The organism is uncultured Agrobacterium sp. (assembly GCF_913777885.1).
In the GTDB taxonomy this organism is placed as follows: domain Bacteria; phylum Pseudomonadota; class Alphaproteobacteria; order Rhizobiales; family Rhizobiaceae; genus Agrobacterium.
This window is the reverse complement of record NZ_CAJYTV010000018.1, coordinates 255255-277927: the sequence shown is the minus strand read 5'-3', so window position 1 is coordinate 277927 and position 22673 is coordinate 255255. Positions and strand designations below refer to the sequence as shown.

The following is a 22673-nucleotide window of genomic DNA, read 5'->3' as shown; positions in this document are numbered from 1 at the left end:
GAGATGCGCTATGATAGCGCGATGAGACGATGTCGCGCCAAAACTCAAGGCCTGGCGCGACCCGATCAATGTGTGGTGATCAGCCGGGCGCGCCCTTGGCGATTGGCTCTTGATAGGTGAAGCCCATGTCCCATGGGAAGTAGATCCAGGTATCCTGGCTGACCTCGGTCACAAAGGTGTCGATGGTGGGAACGCCGGTTGGCTTGGCATAGACGCAGGCAAAATGTGCCTTTGGCAGCATCTCGCGCACTTCCAATGCTGTCTTGCCCGTATCTGTCAGATCGTCGACGACCAGAATGCCCTCGCCGGACTTTTCCAACAGTTCGGGGGAGATGCCCTTTAGCAGAACGGTATCGCCCTGGTTCAGGTAATCGTGACGGGTGGCGATGCAGACCGTGTCGATGAGGCGGATGTTAAGCTCGCGGGAGATGATCGCCGCTGGAACGAGGCCGCCGCGGGTGATGCAGACGATGGCCTTGAACTCCTGGTTCAGGCCGGCAAGACGCCACGCCAGCGCGCGGGCATCGCGGTGAAACTGATCCCAGGACACTGGGAAGGCTTTATCGGGAAGGGACATGGGTGTCTGCCATCTCATTCAATTGCTGATGGCTTTGGCTAATAGCGGCAAGAAACGGCAAAAAGCAAGTCTGTGCGTTTGCAGCGATCGTGATCTTGCTCAAGCTGCCTGTGGAGAGGCGAAAGAGAATTTCCGGCCTGCTCCCTATCAACGTCACAAGAGACCGTATCCAGTCTACGGACGATCAGCAGCCCTTGCCACCATTGGCCCATCGCTTGATGTCTGCGGAGATGCGCGGTGCGTGACCGTCATTCATCACCGGACCGAAAGCCTGAAGATTGGCCGGATTACCTTCGGCTTGTACCACCAGCATCGGGCGCGATTCCGGGCTGTTGCGTGGAACCAGCAGAATGCGAGGACGGCCAGAGAAAGAGTTGAGTTCCGGTGCAAGGCGGTAGGCCTTGAAAGCTGGATCGCCGGACTTGAACCAGCAGGCATTGGCGCCGAGCGCGATGCGCTCCATCACAGGAAGGGCAGCCTGCGACGCAGCCCTCGGTGGCTCAGGCTTCGGCTGGCATGCAGCAAGTGCGATTGCTGCGAAGCCAAGAGCGACAATGCCGACGGAACGTGTGGGAGCGGTGCGGTTCATTCTTCAATCCAGCATGAGCGGCAAAAGAAAGCCGGGCTGATCCGCCCGGCTCGATGCTTGCGATATCAGGCGGCAATAACGCCAAGCGCCGAGGCAAATATGCCGCGCCCATCCTTGCCGCCATGGGCAGCTTCGATGAGGTTTTCCGGATGCGGCATCATGCCGAGAACATTGCCCTTGGCGTTGATGACGCCGGCAATATCGTTCAACGAGCCGTTCGGGTTAGTGCCTTCAGCGTAACGGAAGACGACCTGGCCATTGTCTTCCATCGCCTTCAATTCGTCAGCTTCGACGAAATAGTTGCCGTCGTGATGAGCAACGGGCGAGCGGATGATCTGGCCCTTGTCATAGGTGCGGGTAAACTCGGTATCGTTGTTGACGACTTCTAGCTTGACTTCGCGGCAGACGAATTTGAGCGAGGCGTTGCGCATCAAGGCGCCTGGCAGCATCCCGGCTTCGACCAAAATCTGGAAGCCGTTGCAAACACCCAGAACTTTCACACCCTGTTCTGCCTTCTCGCGGATCGCCTGCATGACCGGCATGCGGGCGGCGATCGCGCCGCAACGCAGATAATCGCCATAGGAGAAGCCGCCGGGGATCACGATCAGATCGACATCCGGAATTTGCGTTTCCGTCTGCCAGATGGTGACGGGCGCCTGACCCGAAATCTTCGTCAAGGCCGCGATCATGTCACGGTCGCGATTGAGGCCAGGAAGCTGGACGACTGCGGATTTCATGGGCCTTGGCTCCGAAATTCAGAGCATTTCCAGCAGAAGCGCCTGCGATCTTGCATGTGGAAATGCGTCAAACAAAGAGTTGAGAGCTATAAAGGTGAACACCGTTCACGCAAATTGCTCTAGAGGATGGCGATCGCGTAGTTTTCGATGACGGTGTTGGCGAGAAGCTTCTCGCACATCGCCTTCAGGTTTTCTTCGGCCTTCGCCTTGTCGGTGGCGTCCAGTTCAAGATCGAAGACCTTGCCCTGACGGACCTGACCGACGCCATCGAAACCGAGGCTGCCCAGCGCGCCTTCGATTGCTTTACCCTGCGGATCGAGAACGCCGTTCTTCAGCGTAACAGTCACCCGTGCCTTGATCACCTGATGGTCTCCTGATGTTACTTGACGAGAACCGGGCCCGTGCCGCGGATCGGTTCATTTTCATTGATGATGCCGAGACGCCGCGCGACTTCCGAGTAGGCTTCCAGCAGTCCACCCATATCGCGGCGAAAGCGATCCTTGTCCATCTTTTCCTGCGTCTCGATATCCCACAGGCGGCAGCTATCCGGAGAAATTTCGTCTGCAAGGATAATGCGCATCATATCGCCTTCAAACAGGCGTCCGCATTCGATCTTGAAATCGACGAGCTGAATGCCAACCCCGAGGAAAAGGCCGGAGAGGAAGTCGTTGACGCGAATGGCGAGCGCCATGATGTCGTCAAGTTCGGCAGGGTTGGCCCAGCCGAACGCCGTGATGTGCTCTTCCGAGACCATAGGGTCTTCCAGCGCGTCCGACTTGTAATAGAACTCGATGATCGAGCGTGGCAGCACGACGCCTTCGTCGATGCCGAGGCGCTTCGAAAGCGAGCCGGCGGCGACGTTGCGCACGACGACCTCAAGGGGGATCATCTCGACTTCCTTGATCAACTGCTCGCGCATATTCAGCCGACGGATGAAGTGTGTCGGAATGCCGATCTTGTTCAGATGCGTGAAGACATATTCCGAGATGCGATTGTTCAGAACGCCCTTGCCGTCGATGACTTCATGCTTCTTCTTGTTGAAAGCGGTCGCGTCGTCCTTGAAGAACTGGATGAGCGTTCCCGGCTCCGGACCTTCATAAAGGATCTTGGCCTTGCCTTCATAGATTCGGCGGCGACGGTTCATAGCGACATATCTCTTGTTTTAGCGCCGGTGCGGGTGGCGGTCGTTTCGTTTCTTGAAGCGGTCCCATAACGGAAAAGAAGCGACTTCACAATGCGACGGCACGCGGTTGTTTGCAATTCTTCAACCCTGTTTTTGGCTCTTCCAAGGCATCATTCCAAAGTTACGCTTTTTCAACAGTTGTATTGTAGAACAGTGTTGTCCCGACCAAGAGGACGCAAATAACGATACAAGTAAAACGGGGTATAGTCATGGGTCTGAGAACGCGCGGTAAAGCGCTTGAGAATCTTTATTTTCACGAAGAAGAACTAAGCTTCCGCCTTCACGGGCTGCGCAGCAGGTTGATGGGGCTGTGGGCCGCCTCCCTGATGCACAAGGAAGACGCGAACTCCTATGCAACAGAGATCGTTGCCACTTCCATCGGTAGCGAAGGCGATGAAGCTGTGTTCAACAAGCTGCATGACGATTTCATCGCAGCCGGTGTCGGCGTTACCGACGACGCGATCCATGACCAGATGAGTAGCCTGCTACGCTGTGCCGCCGACGAACTGCGTGATGGGATCTCGCAATTCGGCAACAAGCGCGTTGCCTGACGTTATCGGTCTTGATCACACATATCGACAGATTAAATCCGCGCGAGATTTGCTTGCGCGGATTTTTCGTTTTACTCTCAATCCATGAAATTTCTGGGTAAAAACAGGTGATTTCGTTCACTGTTACTCAGCAGTGACGAAGCCAGGAGGCGGTTTGAGCCTGCTCAGAAACTGGGCGAAAACCATGGTGCCTTCAGGCCATGGGCCATGGCCCGATTCCGTATTGATATGTCCCGACATGCCGGCATCGATCAGAAGCGAGCCCCAGGCTGCGGCGATGTCGTCGGCATGCTCATATGTTCCGAACGGATCATTGCGGCTGGCGATCGTGATTGCCGGAAAGGGAAGCGGATCGCGCGGATAAGGTCCGAACGTCATCAGATGCTTTGGCCGAATGTCCGGATTCGCGACGTCTGGCGGTGCCACGAGCATCGCACCCGCCACTTTCGAGCCGATGTTTGGCAGCGCATGGATCACCGTGGGCACGCCGAGCGAGTGCGCGACGAGGACCACTGGCTTCGTCGAGGCGTTCACTTCCTCCACGAGGCGGGCCACCCAGTCTTCACGCACCGGCTTCGACCACTCCGCCTGCTCAACGCGGCGCGCCGTCGACAGCTTCTCCTGCCAGCGACTTTGCCAGTGATCAGGACCGGAATTGGTATATCCGGGAACGATGAGGATATCTGCTTCTGATGCTTTCATACCGCTTATCTTGGTGTGTTGGCTGGCGTTATCAAGATGCTGAGACCCGGAAATGCCCATAGGACGAACTCTTGCACGCCTGACGCTCACCTCGGTCCTGGCCGAAGTGAGCGATGATCTTTAAGTGACGCGAAGCGCCGATTTTGTCTTCGGCTTGAAGATCAAGCCTCGCCGAACACCCGCTTGAAGATCGTATCGACGTGCTTGGTGTGGTAGCCTAGGTCAAACTTTTCGCGGATCGTCTCTTCCGGAAGCGCTGCGCGCACTTCCTCATCCGCCAGCAGTTCTTCGAGGAAGTCCTTGCCTTCCTCCCAGACCTTCATCGCATTACGCTGAACGAGACGGTAGGAATCTTCGCGCGAAACGCCGGCCTGCGTCAGAGCCAGCAGCACACGCTGCGAATGGACGAGGCCACGGAATTTGTTCATGTTCTTCAACATGTTTTCCGGATAGATCACCAGCTTCTCGATCACGCCGGCAAGGCGGTTGAGAGCGAAATCCAGCGTGATGGTCGTATCCGGGCCAATGCCGCGCTCGACGGATGAGTGGCTGATATCGCGCTCATGCCACAGAGCGACGTTTTCCAGGGCGGGAACCACAGCCATGCGCACCAGACGGGCAAGACCGGTCAGGTTTTCGGTCAGAACAGGGTTGCGCTTGTGCGGCATGGCCGACGAGCCCTTCTGGCCGGGGGAGAAGAACTCTTCCGCTTCCAGAACTTCGGTGCGCTGCATATGACGGATTTCGATGGCAACGTTCTCGATCGACGAGGCGATGACGCCGAGTGTAGCAAAGAACATGGCGTGGCGGTCACGCGGGATGACCTGAGTGGAAACGGGCTCCGGCGACAGGCCAAGCGCCTTGCAAACATGCTCTTCAACCGACGGATCGATATTGGCGAAGGTGCCGACAGCGCCGGAGATCGCACCAGTTGCGATTTCCGCACGGGCATTGACGAGGCGGTTGCGGTTGCGGTCCATCTCGGCATAGAAACGGGCAAATGTCAGGCCCATCGTGGTCGGCTCGGCATGAATGCCATGGCTTCTGCCGATGCGAACGGTGTTCTTGTGCTCGAAAGCGCGGGTCTTCAGTGCCGTCAAAACGCGGTCCATGCCGGCGATCAGCAGGTCGGCGGCGCGGACCAACTGAATGTTCAGCGTGGTATCGAGCACGTCGGACGAGGTCATGCCCTGGTGGATGAAGCGCGAGTCAGGACCGACGAACTCCGCAAGATGGGTCAGGAAGGCGATGACGTCATGTTTGGTGACGGCTTCGATCTCATCGATGCGGGCAACATCGAACTCTGCAGCGCCGCCCTTTTCCCAGATGGTCTTTGCCGCTTCCTTGGGGATCACCCCGATCTCGGCCAGCGCGTCGCACGCATGCGCCTCGATTTCGAACCAGATGCGGAACTTGGTTTCCGGCGACCAGATAGCGACCATTTCCGGCCGGGAATAACGAGGGATCATGGCAAAGCCTTTTTGAACTGAGAAATCTGATGCCGTTTAGCAAAGTGTTCCGGCAATCTCAACGCATTCGGCGCGGCAGGGTAAATCCCGACGCGTGGAGTGATCACACTCAGGTCCTGCCACTTTCGGCGGATGCCCGCAGCGCCGAAACGGTTTTCCTGTAGTCATCTACGCCATCGCCCTTGAAGATGGCAGAACCAGCGACGAGTGCATTGGCGCCAGCGGCAATGGCGCTGCCTGCTGTTTCGATGGTGATCCCGCCATCAACTTCGAGTTCGATCGGCCGGTCGCCGATAAGCGACTTTGCAGCGCGAATTTTGTCCAGCATCGCCGGAATGAACTTCTGGCCGCCAAAGCCCGGGTTGACGCTCATGATGAGGATGAGGTCGACATCGTCCAGCACGTTTTCGAGCACCGAAAGCGGTGTCGCGGGATTAAGCGTGACGCCAACCTTTTTGCCAAGCGAACGGATGGTTTGCAGAGAGCGATGCAGGTGAGGTCCGGTTTCCGCGTGAACCGTGATGCCGTCGCAGCCAGCCTTGGCGAAAGCCTCAAGATAAGGATCGGCTGGCGCAATCATCAAATGGCAGTCGAAAAAGGCGTTGCTGTGCGGGCGTAGCGCCTTGATGACATCCGGTCCGAACGAGATATTCGGCACGAAATGACCATCCATGACGTCCAGGTGGATCCAGTCGGCTCCAGCCGCCGTTACGTCGGCAACCTCTTGCCCGAGCTTTGCGAAATTTGCGGCGAGAATGGAGGGGGCGATCCTGACGGGCAGTGTCATTGGCAAATGCTCCTGAGTGGCAAGGCGTTGCTGCCCCTTATCATCGGATGTCTGGCGCAACAAGATTGGCTAAGGATAGGACCAGTCTCCAGTCGATTGGGTCGTAAGACAATCGAGCATGACGGTGACGTTTCCATACGGCGGGCAAACGCTTTAATTTATCGCCCTATCGACAGGCGTAAACTCAGTCCCTGTCCAGCGTTGCAACCGATAGGGATTATCCTGCAACTCGTGGCGATCAGTGAAGATGATGGGGCCGATCACCGTAGTGAAGGTGTTTCCGATCATGATCGCAGGCGTTGACTTCGATTGTTCCGCAGCCATTTCCAGCGCTTGGGCGGAGAGTTGCGTCGCTGCATAGGCTGGCAGGACATAACCGTCTGGCTCGACATTGGCGCTGCGCAATTGTTGTACGGCTTCGTTTGCGGATGGCAGTGTCGCATAATCCGGTAGCGCCATAGCCAGAACGCCTGGCTGAAGCGGAACGGGTGTGTTTGCCGCTCGCAGTGCATCGCCTCCCAACAGCACCAGCGATATTTTTTCTGCCGTTGCATCCCGCGCGATAATCGATACGTCATTTCGTTCGGCAGCAGCGAAGACATGTGTCACACCCGTACGGCTGAGGCGTCGAACAAGAGAGATTTGTTGTTCCTGCGACGGGCGCAGCGTATCGGTGAATGTCGGTTTCAGCCCGGCTTCTTCCAGTCGCGCACGAACCCGATCCACCAGCTCGCGGCTGTAGATCGTGCCGTCATCGAGAAGGGCGAAGGACAGGCCTTTCCAGTCGCGCAACATGACATCAGCGATGGCAGATGATTCTGCGGTCTCCGAAGCGGCCATACGGAACAGAGGCCAGCCACGCTTCACCGAATCTTCCATGACGATCGGTGCCCGGCTGGACAGCGTGATTGCTGGAATGGCTGCGCCCTTCAGGGTTGGCAAGGCATCCGCAAGCGTTTCTGTGCAGAGGAAGCCAACCACGACAGAGACTTTGGATGCGACAAGGCCATCAGCTATCGCGCCGCCGCTGCCATCTTCGCAGCTTTCATGGATCTCCATCACATCGAGCCCGACCTTCGCCGCTGCCGCCTTCACACCCTGCCGGATTTGTGAACCCAATATCTCGTACGGGCCGCTTTGGGGCGCAACAACGGCTATAGTCGCCGAATGTGCGACGCTGGCCACGCTGATGCTAAAGGCAAAACTGAGCAGGCGGAGTGAATTCATGGACGGCATTATCCTGTGCGATTGTCCGATGTTATCGAGGCTGAGCAGGATGCAAAAGGCTAAATGCCGAGAAAAAACGTCTTATGGCTAAGAATGATTGCTTAGCGCGCGATGGGTATAGCGCCGCGGATCGTTCAGTCTTGACCCTGCCAGGATCCAAGATGACGAAACGCGTCCTGAGCGAAAAGGGAAAGCGGGGAGGGTGGGTCGTTTATATCGAACCAGCCCATGTCTGAAAGCTTATCCGGCTCCGTCAATTGCGCCGTTCCTGTCGCATCGTCGGTTACGTAGATGAGCGAGAGCCAATGCTGGCCGTCCGCAGGCATGATTTGCTCACTGATGCACAAGAAGCGGACGTTACCGATCGTCAGCCCGCTTTCTTCTTCAGCCTCCCGCCGGGCAGCATCGAGAGCGTGCTCCATATGGTCGACTTTACCGCCCACTATGCTCCAGTGACCGGCTTCAGGTGACTTGACGCGCTTATATAGAAGAACCTTGCCGGCTCGTCTAATGACGAGCCCGCATCCCACACCGGGAAAATCGATGCCCGGTCGTGCCATCAGCCTTTGGCGTTTGCGACAATCAGCATGAAAGCCGGAATGTCATCGCCGAATCCGACAGGTGTCGGGCCGTCGTCATGGTCGCGGTAGTGGCGACGACGGTCACGGTTGTCGTCATTGGCGTGGGAAGCACCGGGGCTCCGCTCAAAATTGCGAGGTGCCTTCTCGTGCCTGCGCTCTGCCTTCACCTTGTCGCCTCCATTTGCCGCAACGTGCGTGTTGTCAGCCGGTTTTACATTCGGGATTTCTGCCTCGATCTGCTGTGGCGCGTCGCGGCGGTTCCGGTCGCGACCACGGCCACGATCCTTGTCTTTGTCCTTGCCACGGCGCGGACGGTCGGTAGCAAAACTTTCCATGGGGGCGGGAAGTTCCGAAAGGTCGCCGTTCAGCCACTCGATTTTCTCGCCGATCAACTTTTCGATGGCGTCGAGATACTTGGTGTCGCGGCGATTGACGAGCGTGAAGGCGGCACCCGAACGGCCAGCGCGACCGGTACGGCCGATGCGATGAACATAATCTTCCGCATGGATCGGAACGTCGAAGTTGAAGACGTGGCTGACATCTGGAATGTCGAGACCGCGCGCGGCAACGTCGGACGCGACCAGCAGCGTGATCTGATTGTCCTTGAAGCCGGCAAGCATCTTGGTGCGCGAGGTCTGGTCCATGTCGCCATGCAGAGCACCGACGGAGAAGCCGTGACGTTCAAGCGAACGATAGAGATCGGCGACATCCTTCTTGCGGTTGCAGAAGATAATCGCGTTCTTGAGCTCGGTCTGCGCCTTGATGAGATCACGAAGCACGGCGCGCTTCTCATAATCCTTGTCATGCGTTGCGACGATGCGCTGCGTGACCGTCTTTGCCGTCGAAGAAGGCTTTGCAACCTCAATGCGGACCGGGTTCTGCAGGAAGCGATCGGCGAGCTTCTGAATTTCCGGCGGCATGGTGGCCGAGAAGAACAGTGTCTGGCGCGTGAAGGGGATCATCTTCGCGATGCGTTCGATATCGGGGATGAAGCCCATGTCGAGCATGCGGTCGGCTTCGTCAATGACAAGGATTTCCACGCCCGTCATCAAAAGCTTGCCGCGCTCGCAATGGTCGAGCAGGCGACCGGGGGTGCAGATCAGGACATCCGCGCCACGCTCCAGCTTGCGATCCTGCTCTTCGAACGAAACGCCGCCGATGAGCAGCGCGACATTGAGCTTGTGATTCTTGCCATACTTCTCGAAATTCTCGGCAACCTGGGCGGCGAGTTCGCGCGTCGGTTCCAGAATGAGTGTCCGGGGCATTCGTGCGCGCGCTCGACCCTTTTCCAGCAGGGTGAGCATCGGCAGCACGAAGGAGGCGGTCTTACCGGTTCCCGTCTGTGCAATGCCGCAAATGTCGCGTCTTTCCAGCGCCGGGGGAATGGCGCCCGCCTGGATGGGTGTCGGCGTGTTGTAGCCGGCATCGGCAATAGCGGAAAGGACTTTTTGGCTCAGGCCAAGATCAGAGAATGTTGTCAAAGGAAAAACTGTTTCCGTTCTGGTTCGAAGAACAAACGACTGTCGTAGCGTTAGTGCCGCAGATCGTGGTCCGCGACTTAGGCTTAAATCGTCGAAAAGTCAAGGAAACGGGGATTTGTGCCAAAACGACACATGAAATCGTAGCCGGGGAAGAAAAACCGGTCTGAATTCTGCCGAGGGGCGTGAGCGTTACTGTAGATAGGTCTTCAATTCCGTGCCCGCCATGAGAAACCGCATCGGATCGACAGCCTCGTCGTGCAGCCGCACTTCGTAATGGACATGCGGACCGGTCGAGCGGCCCGTGCTGCCTGCCTTGCCGATGACGTCGGAAACTTCGATTTTCTCACCGGTTCTAACCAGAATCTGGGAAAGGTGGCCGTAGCGGGTGCTCACGCCCTTGCCGTGATCGATTTCCACCATATTGCCATAACCGCCCGAATAACCTGCAAAAGAAACGGTACCCGCACCGGTGGCGCGCACATCCGCGCCTGTTTCCGCACGAAAATCTATGCCGGTATGCAATGCAAGCCGACCTAAAAAGGGGTCCATGCGGTTGCCGAAGCGGCTGGTGATATCGCGACCCGGTGCCGGATTGCCAAGCGGCAAACGCTCGGCGGCGCCACGGACGGTTTCCAGCCGGTCCAGCGCATTGTCGAGATCGGCAAGTGAGGACTGGAAAGGACTAGAGGAGGCCTCGACATAGGGACCGCCAATTGCATCGTCCGCTTTGTCATCGATCTTGATGCCGGTGCTGCGAATGATATCGGCCATGGCGTCTGCGCGATTGTTTGCGCCTATCGTTAGCGAAGCGATTCGCCCGAGCTGTTCCGATTCGATTCGATTGAGCGATGCCAGCATACGAGTCAGCGCCCGGCCGGAAATAGCATCCTTGTTATCAAGGTATGTCAGGCTTCCCTTTAGGCCCGGTTCCTTTCCCGGCCCGCGTAGCGCGTGATCGATGGCGGACGCAGCTCCCGAAAGGCTTGCCCTCTTCTGAGGCGCAAATGCATTTGCCGATGGAGCAGCGCTTTCCTGTTCGCGTGAGGCGGGTCCATCGTTCTCATTCAAAAGATCGTTCACCCGACCATGACGCGAGGAAAGGGCGTTCTGTTGAGCCAGAAGCTTTTCTACCTTCTTTTCAACCGCTTGCTGATCGAGAAGCTGACGCGAGGTGATCTGGTCTACTTGTGACCGTAACGCGGCGATGCGGTCCTCATAGTCCTTTTGCATACGAGACTGGCGCGCGATCATCGCTCCAAGCATATCATCGCGGAATACCAGGTAGGCGGTGGAGCCGACAAAGCCGAGTGTCATGACGAGGATAATGACAAGAGTGGGGACGACCAGCAGAGGCCGGATCGTGACATGGCGAACTCTTTCGCCGCTCGCCAGAATGAGGACGTGCTGTTTGCGCTTCTTGCCAAACGCCAGGTTTGTCCTCGCTTCCGTCATTTCAGCTCCAGCGGTTTCTGAAGCATGTCGTGCAAAAGCGTGAAGCGGTCTTGCGATGGCGACATGCGATCAACATCAAGTCCGAGCGTGAGGCACGAATCCGGGCGATCGCGGCACGCTTCAGCTCGCTGAAAAACATACTTTGTTAAGGTTAACGAAGCTTTTACAAACGCAGTCAGCTCTGGCTGACGGCGGTAAGCGACCGATAGAACGAGGGCGTCAGACCAGCCTCCGCGCGCGCAAGGTCATTGAAGGGGGGCTTCAAAGGGCCACGGAAGTTGACGCGGACGAGATGCTTGAAGGTTTCCGCTGGATCCTTCTTTTCTCGAGCACACAGAAATCGAAACCATTTCGCGCCGATGGCAACGTGGCCCTTTTCGTCATTATAGATCACATCGAGGACGGACGCACTTTCCATGTCTCCTGTCTCTCGCATCTTCGCCTGAAGCTGGGGCGTGACATCGAGACCACGCGCTTCGAGAATCAGGGGAACGACGGCAAGCCGCGCCGTTAGATCGTTGCGGGTGGCGTGCGCTGCCTGCCACAGACCGTCATGGGCGGGGAGGTCGCCATAATCGGCACCTAAGGCGCGCAACCTGTCCCGCACCAGCGTGAAGTGCTTCGCCTCTTCGAAGGCCACCTGCATCCAGCCATCGAAAAACGAGTGCGGGACGGGCTCGCTGGCATATCGGGCAACGATGTCGAGAGCGAGATCGACCGCGTTGAGTTCAATATGCGCGATGGCGTGCAAAAGGGCTATGCGTCCCTTCACGCTGTGAAGCGAACGCCGCTTCACAGCGGTGGGTGGAACGAGTTCCGGTTTCTCAGGGCGTCCAGGACGTTCGGGCAATTTTGGATCGAGCGGCGAGCGTAAAGAAAGACGCCGCTCGAGCCAGCGCGTTGCCGTCTCCTGCGTAAGCGCGGTTTTTCGATCGAGATCGGCTGAGGCAATGGCGTCTATTGCTCCGCCGCGTAGCGATGTCACGGTAAATGTCATGGTTCCGCAATCAGCTTTTTGCCGTTCAAAGGGCCTTCACTTCGCCGAGAACCGCTTGTGCGTGGCCTTGAACCTTCACCTTGTTCCAGATTTTCGCGATTTTGCCCTGCGGAGAAATCAGATAGGTCGTGCGCTCTACGCCCATGTATTTCTTTCCGTACATGCTCTTCTCTTTCCAGACCCCGTAGGCTTCCAGGGCGGTCTTATCCTCATCGGCGGCCAACATGATGCTCAGTGAATGTTTCGCAGCGAACTTGTCATGGCTCTTCACCGAATCAGGCGATATGCCGATGACGACACTATTGGCCTTCTCGAATTCTCCACCCTGCGCACTGAAATCGATAGCTTCTGCCGTGCAACCGGATGTGTCGTCCTTGGGGTAGAAATAAAGGACGACCGCTTTACCCTTCAAATCGGAGAGAGAAATGTCACCACCGCCATTTCTGGGAAGACGGAAATCGGGTGCTTCGTCGCCAATCGTCAGTTCTGCCATGGTTCACCTTTCTTTTGCCCGGATTGTTGAGCATGGGGGCTGCTACTCGATATAGTGCGAATAACATCTTCGTCCAGTCTTGTTGCGTTTGAAGCGGAATGGCAGGGTGACACCGCCAAACTGATGGAGTGCTAGTGGTCTGATTTTGACACTTGTTGCCGCCTGCGAAGGCCTCAAGAGCAAATGTCATGGTTGTGAAATTCGCTAGTAAGTTTTTGTTTCCAGTGGAATTTTCGAAGTCGACATTTGATCTTCAAGATGGCCGTGTATGGGTATCAAATGTCAAATTCATTCCATTGGCTTTGGATTCATGATGTTTCCGGGAGCGGGCAGGACGGATGGCGGAAATTCGAGGGGAGAAGGTCAATTTCAGCAAGCGAGACATCGTGCCCCTTCACGATTTGCCGTCTGCGCAAGCCGAAGACCCGATCATCGTCCACTGCCCTCCGCCGCGCTCCATGCTGCGCGCTTTCACCAAGGTTTTCGTCGCTCTCTTCATCCTCGCCTTCCTGTCCATTGGCGGCATAATACTTTCGGTGGAAACCGGCTCTGTGGACAACACCCTGTCCAGCCAGGCTCAGCAGGCGCTTGAGAGGGCGCTCGGTTCTCGGTACGAGGCCCGTATAGGCTCCACCGCTATTCGCTTTTCTTCCGGGCTGAAGCTGGCGCTCGTGGCGCAGGATGTTGACATCATCGACAGCGAGTCGGGTCAGCATCTCAGCCGGGCGCGTTCCATCGGGATGGCGCTCGATCCTTTGGCCCTGCTGACAGGTCGCGTATCGATCGCCGCCCTTGAAGCCAACGGAATGGAACTCGATACGTCCCTCTTGCCGAAGGGGGAGGGCTTCGACCTCTCGCAGCTACGTGTTGATACCCTGCCGGGTCTCCTGGAAAATGCGTTCGCCCATCTCGACCGGCTGTCTCAGACTTTCCAGCGCAGTGGTACGGAGGAAATTGATCTTTCAGATATCGCAATCCGTTTGCCGCCGCGCGAGGACGGCAAGCCGCGCACAATCAACTTAAGCGAACTGTCGCTCGTTCCTGATGGCGATGGCGGCTACAAGCTGGATGGCGACGTGGCTTTCAACGGGCAGATTGCGGAACTGGCGCTTGCTGCCACCGCCAGCGGTGGCGGCATCGATAAGTTTTCCGCGCGGCTGGACGGCTTCGATATCGGTCCGCTTGTGGAGCAATATGATGGCGATGGCCTCATGCATCAGGGGCTCAACGTCAAGGCAGGTGTCATTATCGACGCGAGCCGGGGCGCAAGCGGTCAAAAACCCATGCTCGACCTCTCGTTTGCGCTCGGTAATGGTGAACTTTACATCGGCGGCGAGGCGCAGCCAGTGTCCAGCGGCGTGATCAATGCCCGCTATGATTTTGATGACAAGGCCATCATGATAGGCAATTCAAGCCTCGTATTGGGGCGCACAACGCTTCCGATCCAAGGCAAGATCAGCGACAACGACAAAGGTTTCAATCTTGCTCTGCGCCTACCGCAAGGCGTTGCCGTCGCTGATGCAGGTGGTGAAGAGCCAGTGACGTTCGACCTGACGGCAGATGGGACCTATGACCGGGCAACACGCGAGATCAATGTGCCCTCGCTTTACGTCGCAAGTCAGCATGGGGATATGGCGGGGTCGCTGAAGGTTCGCTTTGGAGAGGGTTCACCTGAGATCAGTTTTGGCGGGCAAATTCCCAAAATGGAAACGACCGCCGTCAAGCAGCTCTGGCCCTTCTGGATGGCGCGGAAGGCGCGGCCTTGGGTAATCGCCAATCTTTTCGGCGGCACGGTGCGCAACGGCTCCATAGCCGTCTTCATTCCCGCGGGCAGAATGTGCGGGCCGGACTGCTCGCTGGAACTTGCAGCGAGCGAGTTGCAGATCAAGTTTGATGTCGACAATACGCGGCTTAACGTTGCCGGTGACATCCCGCCGCTTCGCGACGTCTATGCCCGTTTTGAACTGGTGGGCGAAAAGATCGACGTCAATGTCTCCAAAGCGACGTCCTACTTCCCATCCAACCGCAATCTTGAGCTGGAAAATAGCCGTTTTTCAATTGTCGACGTCTATGACAAACCGCTGATGGCGGACCTCGATCTCAACGTCAGCGGATCGGCCGACAGCGTCGCGGAGCTTGCCTCCTTCCAGCCGCTCAACGCGCTGAAAGACACCGAATTTAAGCCGGATGATTTCTCCGGAACCGTAACGGCCCACGCAAAGCTGCGCGTCGGTTTGCTGAAAAGCCAGTCTCCGCCAGAGCCTGCTTGGTCGGCTGATCTGTCGCTGAATGACGTGTCGTTGTCTCGCCCCATCTCCAATCGGAAGGTATCGTCTGTCAACGGAAGCCTGAAGCTCAACAATGATACGCTTCACCTGCTGGGCAAGGGGCGGATCGACGACGTTGCGATGAATATCAACCTGACCCAGCCCATCCGAAAAAGCAGTACGACAGGCCGAAAGCTGGTGCTGAATGCCGTCCTGGAACCAGGCCAGATTGCCAAGCTTGCACCGGAGCTCTCCAGCGTGCTCGGTGGAACGACCTTGCTTGAAATCGACAGCACTGATCCCGACCGACAGGATGTAAAACTCGATCTCTCCAATGCTTCCATGGTGTTGCCGGGTATTGGCTGGACAAAGGGTGTTGGCGTCAAGGCGAATGCGTCCTTCAACATGGAGACGGTCAATGGCCGTACGAACATTCATGATCTGGCGCTCAAAGGCGATGGCTTTGGTGTGACTGGCGACCTTGCCTTTGACAAGGGCGGTTTGATCTCCGCCAACTTCTCCCGTTTCCAGTTGTCGCCACAGGATGACTATGCGGTTTCCGTTTCTGCCGCGAAAAGAAGCTACTCCGTCAGCATCAACGGCAAGTCGGCTGATCTCAGACCCATCATCGCCAAGCTGCGCAGTTCCGATAGCGGGCAGTCCGGAGCATCAGCCGGTGCGGTACCGAGTGGAGATCTCGGCTCGCTCAACATCAAGGCGGATCTCGACCGCGTCTATGGCTTCAACGACGAGGCACTTTCCAATGTGACCGCCAGCATCGGGGTAAGGGACGGCAAGGTGCGCACCGTTGATTTCAAGGGCGTGTCCGGTCGTGGGCAGGCCGTGGTCGCACAGACGACCAACCAAGGGGATGGCGGCACGATCAATCTGACCAGCAGCGACGCAGGCGCGTTTGCGCGTTTCACCAATCTCTACACCCGTATCCGTGGTGGCCTGTTAAATCTGGTTCTGACCACGTCCAACGGGACGTCGTGGAGCGGTTCTCTCGATCTGCGAAATTTCGCCGTGCTCAATGAAGCCAAGCTTCAGGACATTGTTGCGACCCCGTCCGGCCAGGATGGCCGCAGCCTGAACGCGGCTGTTCGGCGCAACATCGATGTCAGTTCGGAAAAGTTCCAGCGAGGCTTTGCGCGTGTCGTCTACGTCAACGGCGTCGTGGCACTGGAGAACGGTGTGGTGCGTGGCGAGCAGATCGGAGCTACCTTCCAGGGCGTTTTGAAAGACCAGAACGGCAATATCGATATGACCGGGACCTTCATGCCGGCCTATGGTCTCAATCGCCTCTTTGGCGAGTTGCCGTTTATCGGCATTTTCCTGGGCAATGGTCGTGATCGTGGCCTTCTCGGCATTACCTTCAAATTGACGGGCCCGACAGCGACACCGCGGTTGCAGATCAATCCTCTGTCCCTGATTGCTCCTGGCGTTTTCCGGCAGATATTCGAGTTCCAGTGACAAAGCGGTCACGCATGAGCCCGATGCCTTTTCGGTTGCTGTTGACTCTCAACCGCCCATCCTTATTTACAAACCAAAAATAGAACTCCAGATTTCAGGTCAGAACATGCTCGACAAGACCTACGATTCCGCATCCGTAGAACCCAAAATTGCCAAAGCCTGGGATGAGGCAGACGCCTTTCGCGCTGGCGCGAACGCCAAGCCGGATGCCGAAAGCTTCACCATCGTCATCCCGCCGCCAAACGTCACCGGCTCTCTGCATATGGGACACGCGCTCAACAATACGCTTCAGGACATTCTGGTGCGTTTCGAGCGCATGCGCGGCAAGGATGTTCTTTGGCAGCCGGGCATGGACCATGCGGGTATTGCAACCCAGATGGTTGTCGAGCGCAAGCTGATGGAAAACCAGCTGCCTGGCCGTCGCGCCATGGGCCGCGAAGCCTTCATCGACAAGGTCTGGGAGTGGAAGGGTGAGTCGGGTGGCTTGATCTTCAACCAGTTGAAGCGCCTTGGCGCATCCTGTGACTGGTCGCGCGAACGTTTCACCATGGATGAAGGCTTGTCCAAGGCGGTTCTTGAAGTCTTCGTCACGCTTTACAAGCAGGACCTGATTTACCGCGGCAAGCGTCTGGTCAACTGGGACCCGCATTTCGAGACCGCGATTTCCGATATCGAGGTCGAAAACCGCGAAACCGACGGCCATATGTGGCATTTCAAATATCCACTCGCCGGTGGTGAGACCTATACCTATGTCGAGAAGGATGCCGACGGCAACATCGTCTTCCAGGAAGAGCGCGACTATATCGCGATCGCGACCACTCGCCCGGAAACCATGTTGGGCGACGGCGCTGTTGCCGTTCATCCGTCGGACGAACGCTATGCGCCAATCGTTGGTAAGCTTTGCGAAATTCCTGTCGGTCCGAAGGAAAGCCGCCGCCTGATCCCGATCATCACCGATGAGTATCCGGATCCGACCTTCGGTTCCGGCGCCGTCAAGATCACAGGCGCGCATGACTTTAACGACTATCAGGTCGCCCGCCGCAACAATATTCCTCTCTATCGCCTGATGGATACGCAGGCACAGATGCGCGACGATGGCGAGCCCTATGCGCGCTGCGCGGAACTTGCAGGCGAAATCACGCGCTCCGGCAAGCTGCCGTCGGAAGCGGATGTCGATGCTATCAACCTCGTTCCCGACGAGTATCGCGGTCTTGACCGTTACGAGGCTCGCAAGCGCGTCGTCGCCGCCATCAATGCCGATGGTCTTGCCGTCACGACCAAGGACGCTGAAGGCAACGACGTGCCTTACGTCGAGAACAAGAAGATCATGCAGCCCTTTGGCGACCGTTCCAACGTCGTCATCGAGCCGATGCTGACCGACCAGTGGTTCGTCGATGCGAAGACGTTGGCCGAGCCTGCGATGGCATCGGTGCGCGAAGGTCGCACGAACTTCGTTCCGAAGAACTGGGACAAGACCTATTTCGAATGGATGGAGAACATCCAGCCATGGTGCATTTCGCGTCAGCTCTGGTGGGGTCACCAGATCCCTGCTTGGTATGGTCCGGATGGTCAGGTCTTCGTTGAGAAGACGGAGGAAGAAGCACTCGACGCTGCCGTCCAGCACTATCTTGCCCATGAAGGCCCGTGGAAGGCGTGGGTGCAGGAGAAGCTTGAAAACTTCAAGCCGGGCGAAATCCTGACACGCGACGAAGATGTTCTGGACACATGGTTTTCCTCCGCACTTTGGCCGTTCTCCACTCTTGGCTGGCCGGACAAGACGCCGGAGCTTGCGCGCTATTACCCGACCAACGTTCTCGTCACGGGCTTCGATATCATCTTCTTCTGGGTCGCCCGGATGATGATGATGGGTCTTCATTTCATGAAGGATGATGCCGGTCACGCCGTCGAGCCGTTCAACACCGTCTATGTTCACGCGCTGGTTCGCGACAAGAACGGCCAGAAGATGTCGAAGTCCAAGGGCAACGTCATCGATCCGCTAGAACTGATCGACCAGTATGGTGCAGACGCGCTGCGCTTTACGCTGGCCATCATGGCGGCGCAGGGCCGCGACGTGAAGCTCGATCCGGCACGTATTGCGGGTTATCGCAACTTCGGTACCAAACTCTGGAACGCCACGCGCTTTGCCGAAATGAACGGCGTAAAACGCGATCCGCGCTTTAAACCCGAGGCGGCCACACAGACGATCAACCGCTGGATCCTGACTGAACTTGCTAATACGGCCAAGGACGTCACCGCTTCGATCGAGAGCTATCGCTTCAATGATGCGTCCACCACGCTCTATCGCTTCGTCTGGAACCAGTTCTGTGACTGGTATCTCGAACTCTTGAAGCCGGTGTTCAACGGCGAGGATGAGGCGGCCAAGAAAGAGGCGCAAGCCTGTGCGGCTTACGTACTCGAAGAGATCTACAAGCTTCTGCATCCGTTTATGCCATTCATGACGGAAGAACTGTGGGCGCACACGGCTGGTGAAGGCGCAAGCCGCGACCAACTGCTTTGCCATGCCGACTGGCCTGCCCCGGAGTTTACCGACGAAGCGGCGGCGGCTGAAATCAACTGGTTGATCGAACTTGTTTCGGGCATCCGTTCAACCCGCTCGGAAATGAACGTACCACCTGGTGCCATGGCACCACTGGTTGTCGTTGCCGCAAATCCGACCACCGAACTGCGTCTTGACCGCCACTCTGCAGCGATCCGTCGTCTAGCCCGTGCCGATGAAATTCTTGCTGCGGATGCGGCACCAAAGGGTTCGGCACAGATCGTTGTCGGTGAAGCAACCGTGTGCATTCCACTCGGCAATCTCATTGATGTCTCGGCTGAAAGATCCCGTCTCGAAAAGACGATTGGTAAAGCGGAGGCGGAGCTAGAGCGCATCGACAAGAAGCTGTCGAATGAGAAGTTCGTAGCCAATGCTGATCCAGAGGTGGTTGCAGCGGACCGTGAGCGTAAGGCGGAGCTTGAGCTTCAGATCAAGAGCCTGAAAGTTGCCTTGCAACGGGTTAACGAGGCCGGGTAATAAGATATCAAAACGATCATGAGAGCGCCTTCACAACGGAGGCGCTTTTTTTGTTGGCGTCGAAAATCTTCTTGCCGACGAGTCGCCTTCAAACGATCAAGCTGCCGGAAAACCACGCAAGTGCCTCAAAACATGACAGAACGTTGACTTTTTTGAGTGAAAACAGTGGATGTTGTCTTGTAGACACACACGAAGCCTTGGGCGCAAAAAAAGTCTACAAGAGCAAGATTGAAAGTCATTTATAAGGTTTTTTTTCTAATTTTTTTGCGAATCCATTAGTGCCTGGATTTCTCACGTAAAATATCGACTAACTAATCGAGCTCTGTTTCGCAAAGTGCCGATTGTCATTTCCTCGAAAGCATTTCAATTTCCAAACATCACATTGCCTTGATTGGGGAGAGAGATGGCAAAGCGAATTTCAATCATAAATGGTGCGGTATGCCTTGCTGTCGGCATCACTTCGGTTACGCCTGCATTTGCGGGCGGCCTCGAGCGTGGCGGTTATAACATCGACCAGTTGTTTGACGCCTCGCCCTTCACGTTCCAGTCTGGCGTTACATATGTTGCGCCTCAGCGAAAGCTGAAGAACGCCAAAGACGGACCCGGTGGTAACACGTTCGTTGGCGGCACAACTACTGCAGATGATACTGAGAATTTCGCCATCCCTTATGTCGGGTTCAAGGGGAGTTACGGCGATGTCGATTGCTTGGTCGACTATTCTCAGCCATTTGGGGCCCATCTCAATCCAGGCGCAAATTGGGCGGGTGCGCAGAGCAATATTGAGACCAAACTGCGGACAGATAATTACGGGCTGACGTGTTCGTATAAGTTTGATGCAGGTCCAGGTCAGTTTCGAATTATTGGTGGCGGCTTCTATCAAGAGATAGAGGGTTTCAAGACCCGGAATGTCCTATACGTTCCGCCTGGCGCGCCCATAAATGGTAATGGAAGACTTGACCTTGCGGACGAGGCTTTTGGTTGGCGAGCTGGCGTAGCTTATGAAATCCCTGAGTACGCGCTTCGAACAAGCTTAGTGTACAATAGTCGGGTGAAATATGATCTTACCGGCACACTCGATCTTACACAGCTTCCGACGATTCCTGGCAATCCGTACGCGGGAAGGCGCTTCAACGTTTTTGGCTCTGCTGAAGCCCCGGACTCGATTGAGTTAAAAGTTCAGAGCGGTATCGCTCCTGACTGGCTGGCGTTTGGTTCGGTGAAATGGACGAACTGGAGCTTGATCCAGTCTATTCGCTTCTGTGAAGAGAATGGCGCCTTTGGCTGCCCCGCTACGGGTGTGACGTCGCTCGATCTGCTATATAGAGACGGCTGGACCGTCAGCGGCGGTATCGGGCACAAGTTCAACGATAAGCTTTCAGGTGCCGTTAGCGTGACCTGGGACCGTGGTACGAGCACTGGTATTGGCGCATCGACTGACACATGGACACTTGGTGCAGGGGTTCAGTATGCCGTTACCGATAATATTGAATGGCGTCTGGGCGCGGCTGTCGGTCTGCTAACTAGCGGTAGTTCAGGTCAGGTCACGCGCGGCGGTGTGACTTACGGTACTGACGCCACGTACGACTTCGGCAATGACGTCGTTGCTGCGATTAACACCTCGGTAAAGGTGAAGTTCTAACTTTCGTAAAACAATCAATCCAAACCCGGCCTCATCGGCCGGGTTTTTTGTTGCCAATCCGCAATATTGTGACGATTTGGCAACAAATTTCTGCAACCTTCACGTAGCGTAAGAATGTGGGCAGATTTGTCCATTTCCCGCCACAAAGCATGTGCTTGAATGCTGGCGACGGTGCGGGAATGGAAGAATATGCAGACATCAAAACTGGTTCTGCGGAAGTGGTGGAAGTGAAAACAGGTGCGGATTCAGGCTGTAAGCAAGTAAACACGGGTTTGGTCCGGAACGGCTTGCTTGGAAGAATCCATACGGCAGTGAAACGCCGCGATGTTGCCGGAAACGGTACTTATATCTGTGCTCATGAGATTACCAGTTTACGACCGCTCAAGATCACCGGCGGCAGCATGAAAGCTGTTGTCGGGCGGGTGCAGTTTGTTCAAAAGATCGCATCTCGGCTTTTGCCGGGAAGAGTGAGAGAAGTTCGTTGAAATGCTGAAATGTGACATCAACGTTTTGAAACCGCTATGTCTGGGACTGCTGCTTGCGTCACTGTCCGTGCCGGTTCTGGCATTCGATATCAATTCCGGCGTCACTAAAGAATCTGGGCCTTTCGATCTCTTTAAGTTCGGCTTCAAATCCTACAAGGACGGCAAGAAAGAAGATGCCGTTGAGGCTTATCGCTACGCTGCAGAAAAAGGTCACACTGGATCGCGTTGGGCGCTTGCCAATATGTATGCCTACGGCGACGGTGTAGCGAAAAACGACTTCGAGGCCTTCAAGATTTACAGCGAGATTGCCAGCCAGGGCGTGGAGCCGGGGTCGGAGGATACGGGCTTCTTCGTCAACGCACTCCTGTCTCTCGCAGATTATTATCGCCACGGCATTCCTGGCAGTCCGGTCAAGATGGATTTGGGACAGGCCCGCCAACTCTATTTTCAGGTCGCATCGACCTTCGGCGTAGCGGAGGCGCAGTTCCAGCTTGCGCAGATGATCCTCGCGGGTGAGGGTGGCCGCGCGGATACGCAGCAGGCCAAAAAGTGGCTTAATCAGGCTCGCAAGCATGGTCATGCCGGTGCCATGTCGATCTTCGGAAATCTTCTCTTCCAGGAAGGACAGACAGTTCGCGGACTGGCATTCATGACCGCAGCTCTCGACAAATGCGCCGCAGCCAATTGCATCTGGATACAGAACCTCCAGGAACAGGCTTTTTCCGTGGCAGCGGAAAATGATCGCCGCGTTGCTATTCAGCTGGCCCGTAACATCGCTTCCAGCGATGCTGATTGATCAGAAAAAGCGCCGCTTCGTTTAGTATACTGGTTTGTCACGATAACGTTGAAGCGCGAAAGTAGGCCGCAGGTTGCGCTTGTGTCTCCGGACTACTTTCTGGCCGACGCAATTGTCCCGGTGATGCTCCACAAAAAATGAGACAACGGACAG

The 22673-nt window shown here is 56.4% G+C and carries 20 protein-coding genes; 6 read left to right on the top strand and 14 right to left on the bottom strand.

Annotated features, from left to right (window positions below):
• Positions 1-79: 79 nt before the first annotated feature.
• The 5 genes from gpt to purC form a co-directional block, all read right to left on the bottom strand.
• A complete protein-coding gene (gpt, locus tag QZ869_RS18135) occupies positions 80-577 on the bottom strand; it encodes a xanthine phosphoribosyltransferase (RefSeq protein WP_296021871.1) in 498 nt (165 codons plus the stop codon).
• Between the two features lie 184 nt (positions 578-761).
• Positions 762-1166 carry a hypothetical protein gene (locus QZ869_RS18130; protein ID WP_296039433.1) on the bottom strand — a complete coding sequence of 135 codons (405 nt, stop codon included), beginning with the start codon at positions 1164-1166 and terminating at the stop codon, positions 762-764.
• A gap of 65 nt (positions 1167-1231) precedes the next feature.
• Positions 1232-1903 (bottom strand): phosphoribosylformylglycinamidine synthase subunit PurQ, encoded by a 672-nt coding sequence (purQ, locus tag QZ869_RS18125; protein WP_296021875.1) that lies wholly within the window; start codon positions 1901-1903, stop codon positions 1232-1234.
• A 119-nt stretch (positions 1904-2022) separates the two neighbouring features.
• Positions 2023-2265 (bottom strand): phosphoribosylformylglycinamidine synthase subunit PurS, encoded by a 243-nt coding sequence (gene purS / locus QZ869_RS18120; protein WP_296021878.1) that lies wholly within the window; start codon positions 2263-2265, stop codon positions 2023-2025.
• A 17-nt stretch (positions 2266-2282) separates the two neighbouring features.
• A complete protein-coding gene (gene purC / locus QZ869_RS18115) occupies positions 2283-3047 on the bottom strand; it encodes a phosphoribosylaminoimidazolesuccinocarboxamide synthase (RefSeq protein WP_296021880.1) in 765 nt (254 codons plus the stop codon).
• Positions 3048-3295: 248 nt separating this feature from the next.
• Between purC and QZ869_RS18110 the strand changes: the two genes are divergently transcribed.
• Positions 3296-3637, top strand: a complete 342-nt coding sequence (locus tag QZ869_RS18110; protein ID WP_296039434.1) for a DUF1476 domain-containing protein — start codon at positions 3296-3298, stop codon at positions 3635-3637.
• 123 nt (positions 3638-3760) lie between these two features.
• Here QZ869_RS18110 and QZ869_RS18105 read toward each other — a convergent pair whose 3' ends face one another.
• The 9 genes from QZ869_RS18105 to bcp form a co-directional block, all read right to left on the bottom strand.
• Entirely contained in the window at positions 3761-4339 is a 579-nt protein-coding gene (locus QZ869_RS18105) for an alpha/beta hydrolase (RefSeq protein ID WP_296021884.1), read from the bottom strand.
• Between the two features lie 161 nt (positions 4340-4500).
• Positions 4501-5808, bottom strand: a complete 1308-nt coding sequence (gene purB / locus QZ869_RS18100) for an adenylosuccinate lyase (RefSeq protein ID WP_296106369.1) — start codon at positions 5806-5808, stop codon at positions 4501-4503.
• A 109-nt stretch (positions 5809-5917) separates the two neighbouring features.
• Positions 5918-6595: a ribulose-phosphate 3-epimerase gene (gene rpe / locus QZ869_RS18095; RefSeq protein WP_296106365.1), complete on the bottom strand. Its 678-nt coding sequence runs from the start codon at positions 6593-6595 to the stop codon at positions 5918-5920.
• 153 nt (positions 6596-6748) lie between these two features.
• The gene (locus QZ869_RS18090; protein ID WP_296106363.1) at positions 6749-7822 is read right to left on the bottom strand and encodes a branched-chain amino acid ABC transporter substrate-binding protein; all 1074 of its coding nucleotides are present in this window, start codon (positions 7820-7822) and stop codon (positions 6749-6751) included.
• A 134-nt stretch (positions 7823-7956) separates the two neighbouring features.
• Positions 7957-8382, bottom strand: coding sequence for an NUDIX domain-containing protein (locus QZ869_RS18085; RefSeq protein WP_296106362.1), 426 nt, complete (start codon positions 8380-8382; stop codon positions 7957-7959).
• The gene (locus QZ869_RS18080; RefSeq protein ID WP_296083281.1) at positions 8382-9884 is read right to left on the bottom strand and encodes a DEAD/DEAH box helicase; all 1503 of its coding nucleotides are present in this window, start codon (positions 9882-9884) and stop codon (positions 8382-8384) included. The genes QZ869_RS18085 and QZ869_RS18080 overlap by 1 nt, the downstream gene beginning before the upstream one ends.
• Positions 9885-10073: 189 nt before the next feature.
• Positions 10074-11336 carry a M23 family metallopeptidase gene (locus QZ869_RS18075; RefSeq protein WP_296106360.1) on the bottom strand — a complete coding sequence of 421 codons (1263 nt, stop codon included), beginning with the start codon at positions 11334-11336 and terminating at the stop codon, positions 10074-10076.
• A 175-nt stretch (positions 11337-11511) separates the two neighbouring features.
• The gene (locus tag QZ869_RS18070) at positions 11512-12333 is read right to left on the bottom strand and encodes a ferritin-like domain-containing protein (RefSeq protein WP_296106358.1); all 822 of its coding nucleotides are present in this window, start codon (positions 12331-12333) and stop codon (positions 11512-11514) included.
• Positions 12334-12358: 25 nt separating this feature from the next.
• Positions 12359-12826, bottom strand: a complete 468-nt coding sequence (bcp, locus tag QZ869_RS18065) for a thioredoxin-dependent thiol peroxidase (protein WP_296106356.1) — start codon at positions 12824-12826, stop codon at positions 12359-12361.
• 338 nt (positions 12827-13164) lie between these two features.
• Between bcp and QZ869_RS18060 the strand changes: the two genes are divergently transcribed.
• The 5 genes from QZ869_RS18060 (at position 13165) to exoR (ending at position 22520) form a co-directional block, all read left to right on the top strand.
• Complete coding sequence (locus QZ869_RS18060; protein WP_296106355.1) at positions 13165-16566, top strand: DUF3971 domain-containing protein; 3402 nt, start codon at positions 13165-13167, stop codon at positions 16564-16566.
• 106 nt (positions 16567-16672) lie between these two features.
• Positions 16673-19600, top strand: a complete 2928-nt coding sequence (locus tag QZ869_RS18055; RefSeq protein WP_296098325.1) for a valine--tRNA ligase — start codon at positions 16673-16675, stop codon at positions 19598-19600.
• Positions 19601-20003: 403 nt separating this feature from the next.
• Positions 20004-21239, top strand: a complete 1236-nt coding sequence (locus tag QZ869_RS18050; protein ID WP_296106354.1) for an OmpP1/FadL family transporter — start codon at positions 20004-20006, stop codon at positions 21237-21239.
• 179 nt (positions 21240-21418) lie between these two features.
• On the top strand, positions 21419-21724 hold the full coding sequence (locus tag QZ869_RS18045; protein ID WP_296106352.1) for a hypothetical protein: 306 nt from the start codon (positions 21419-21421) through the stop codon (positions 21722-21724).
• 1 nt (position 21725) lies between these two features.
• Positions 21726-22520, top strand: a complete 795-nt coding sequence (exoR, locus tag QZ869_RS18040) for an exopolysaccharide production regulator ExoR (protein WP_296021916.1) — start codon at positions 21726-21728, stop codon at positions 22518-22520.
• Positions 22521-22673: the final 153 nt, after the last annotated feature.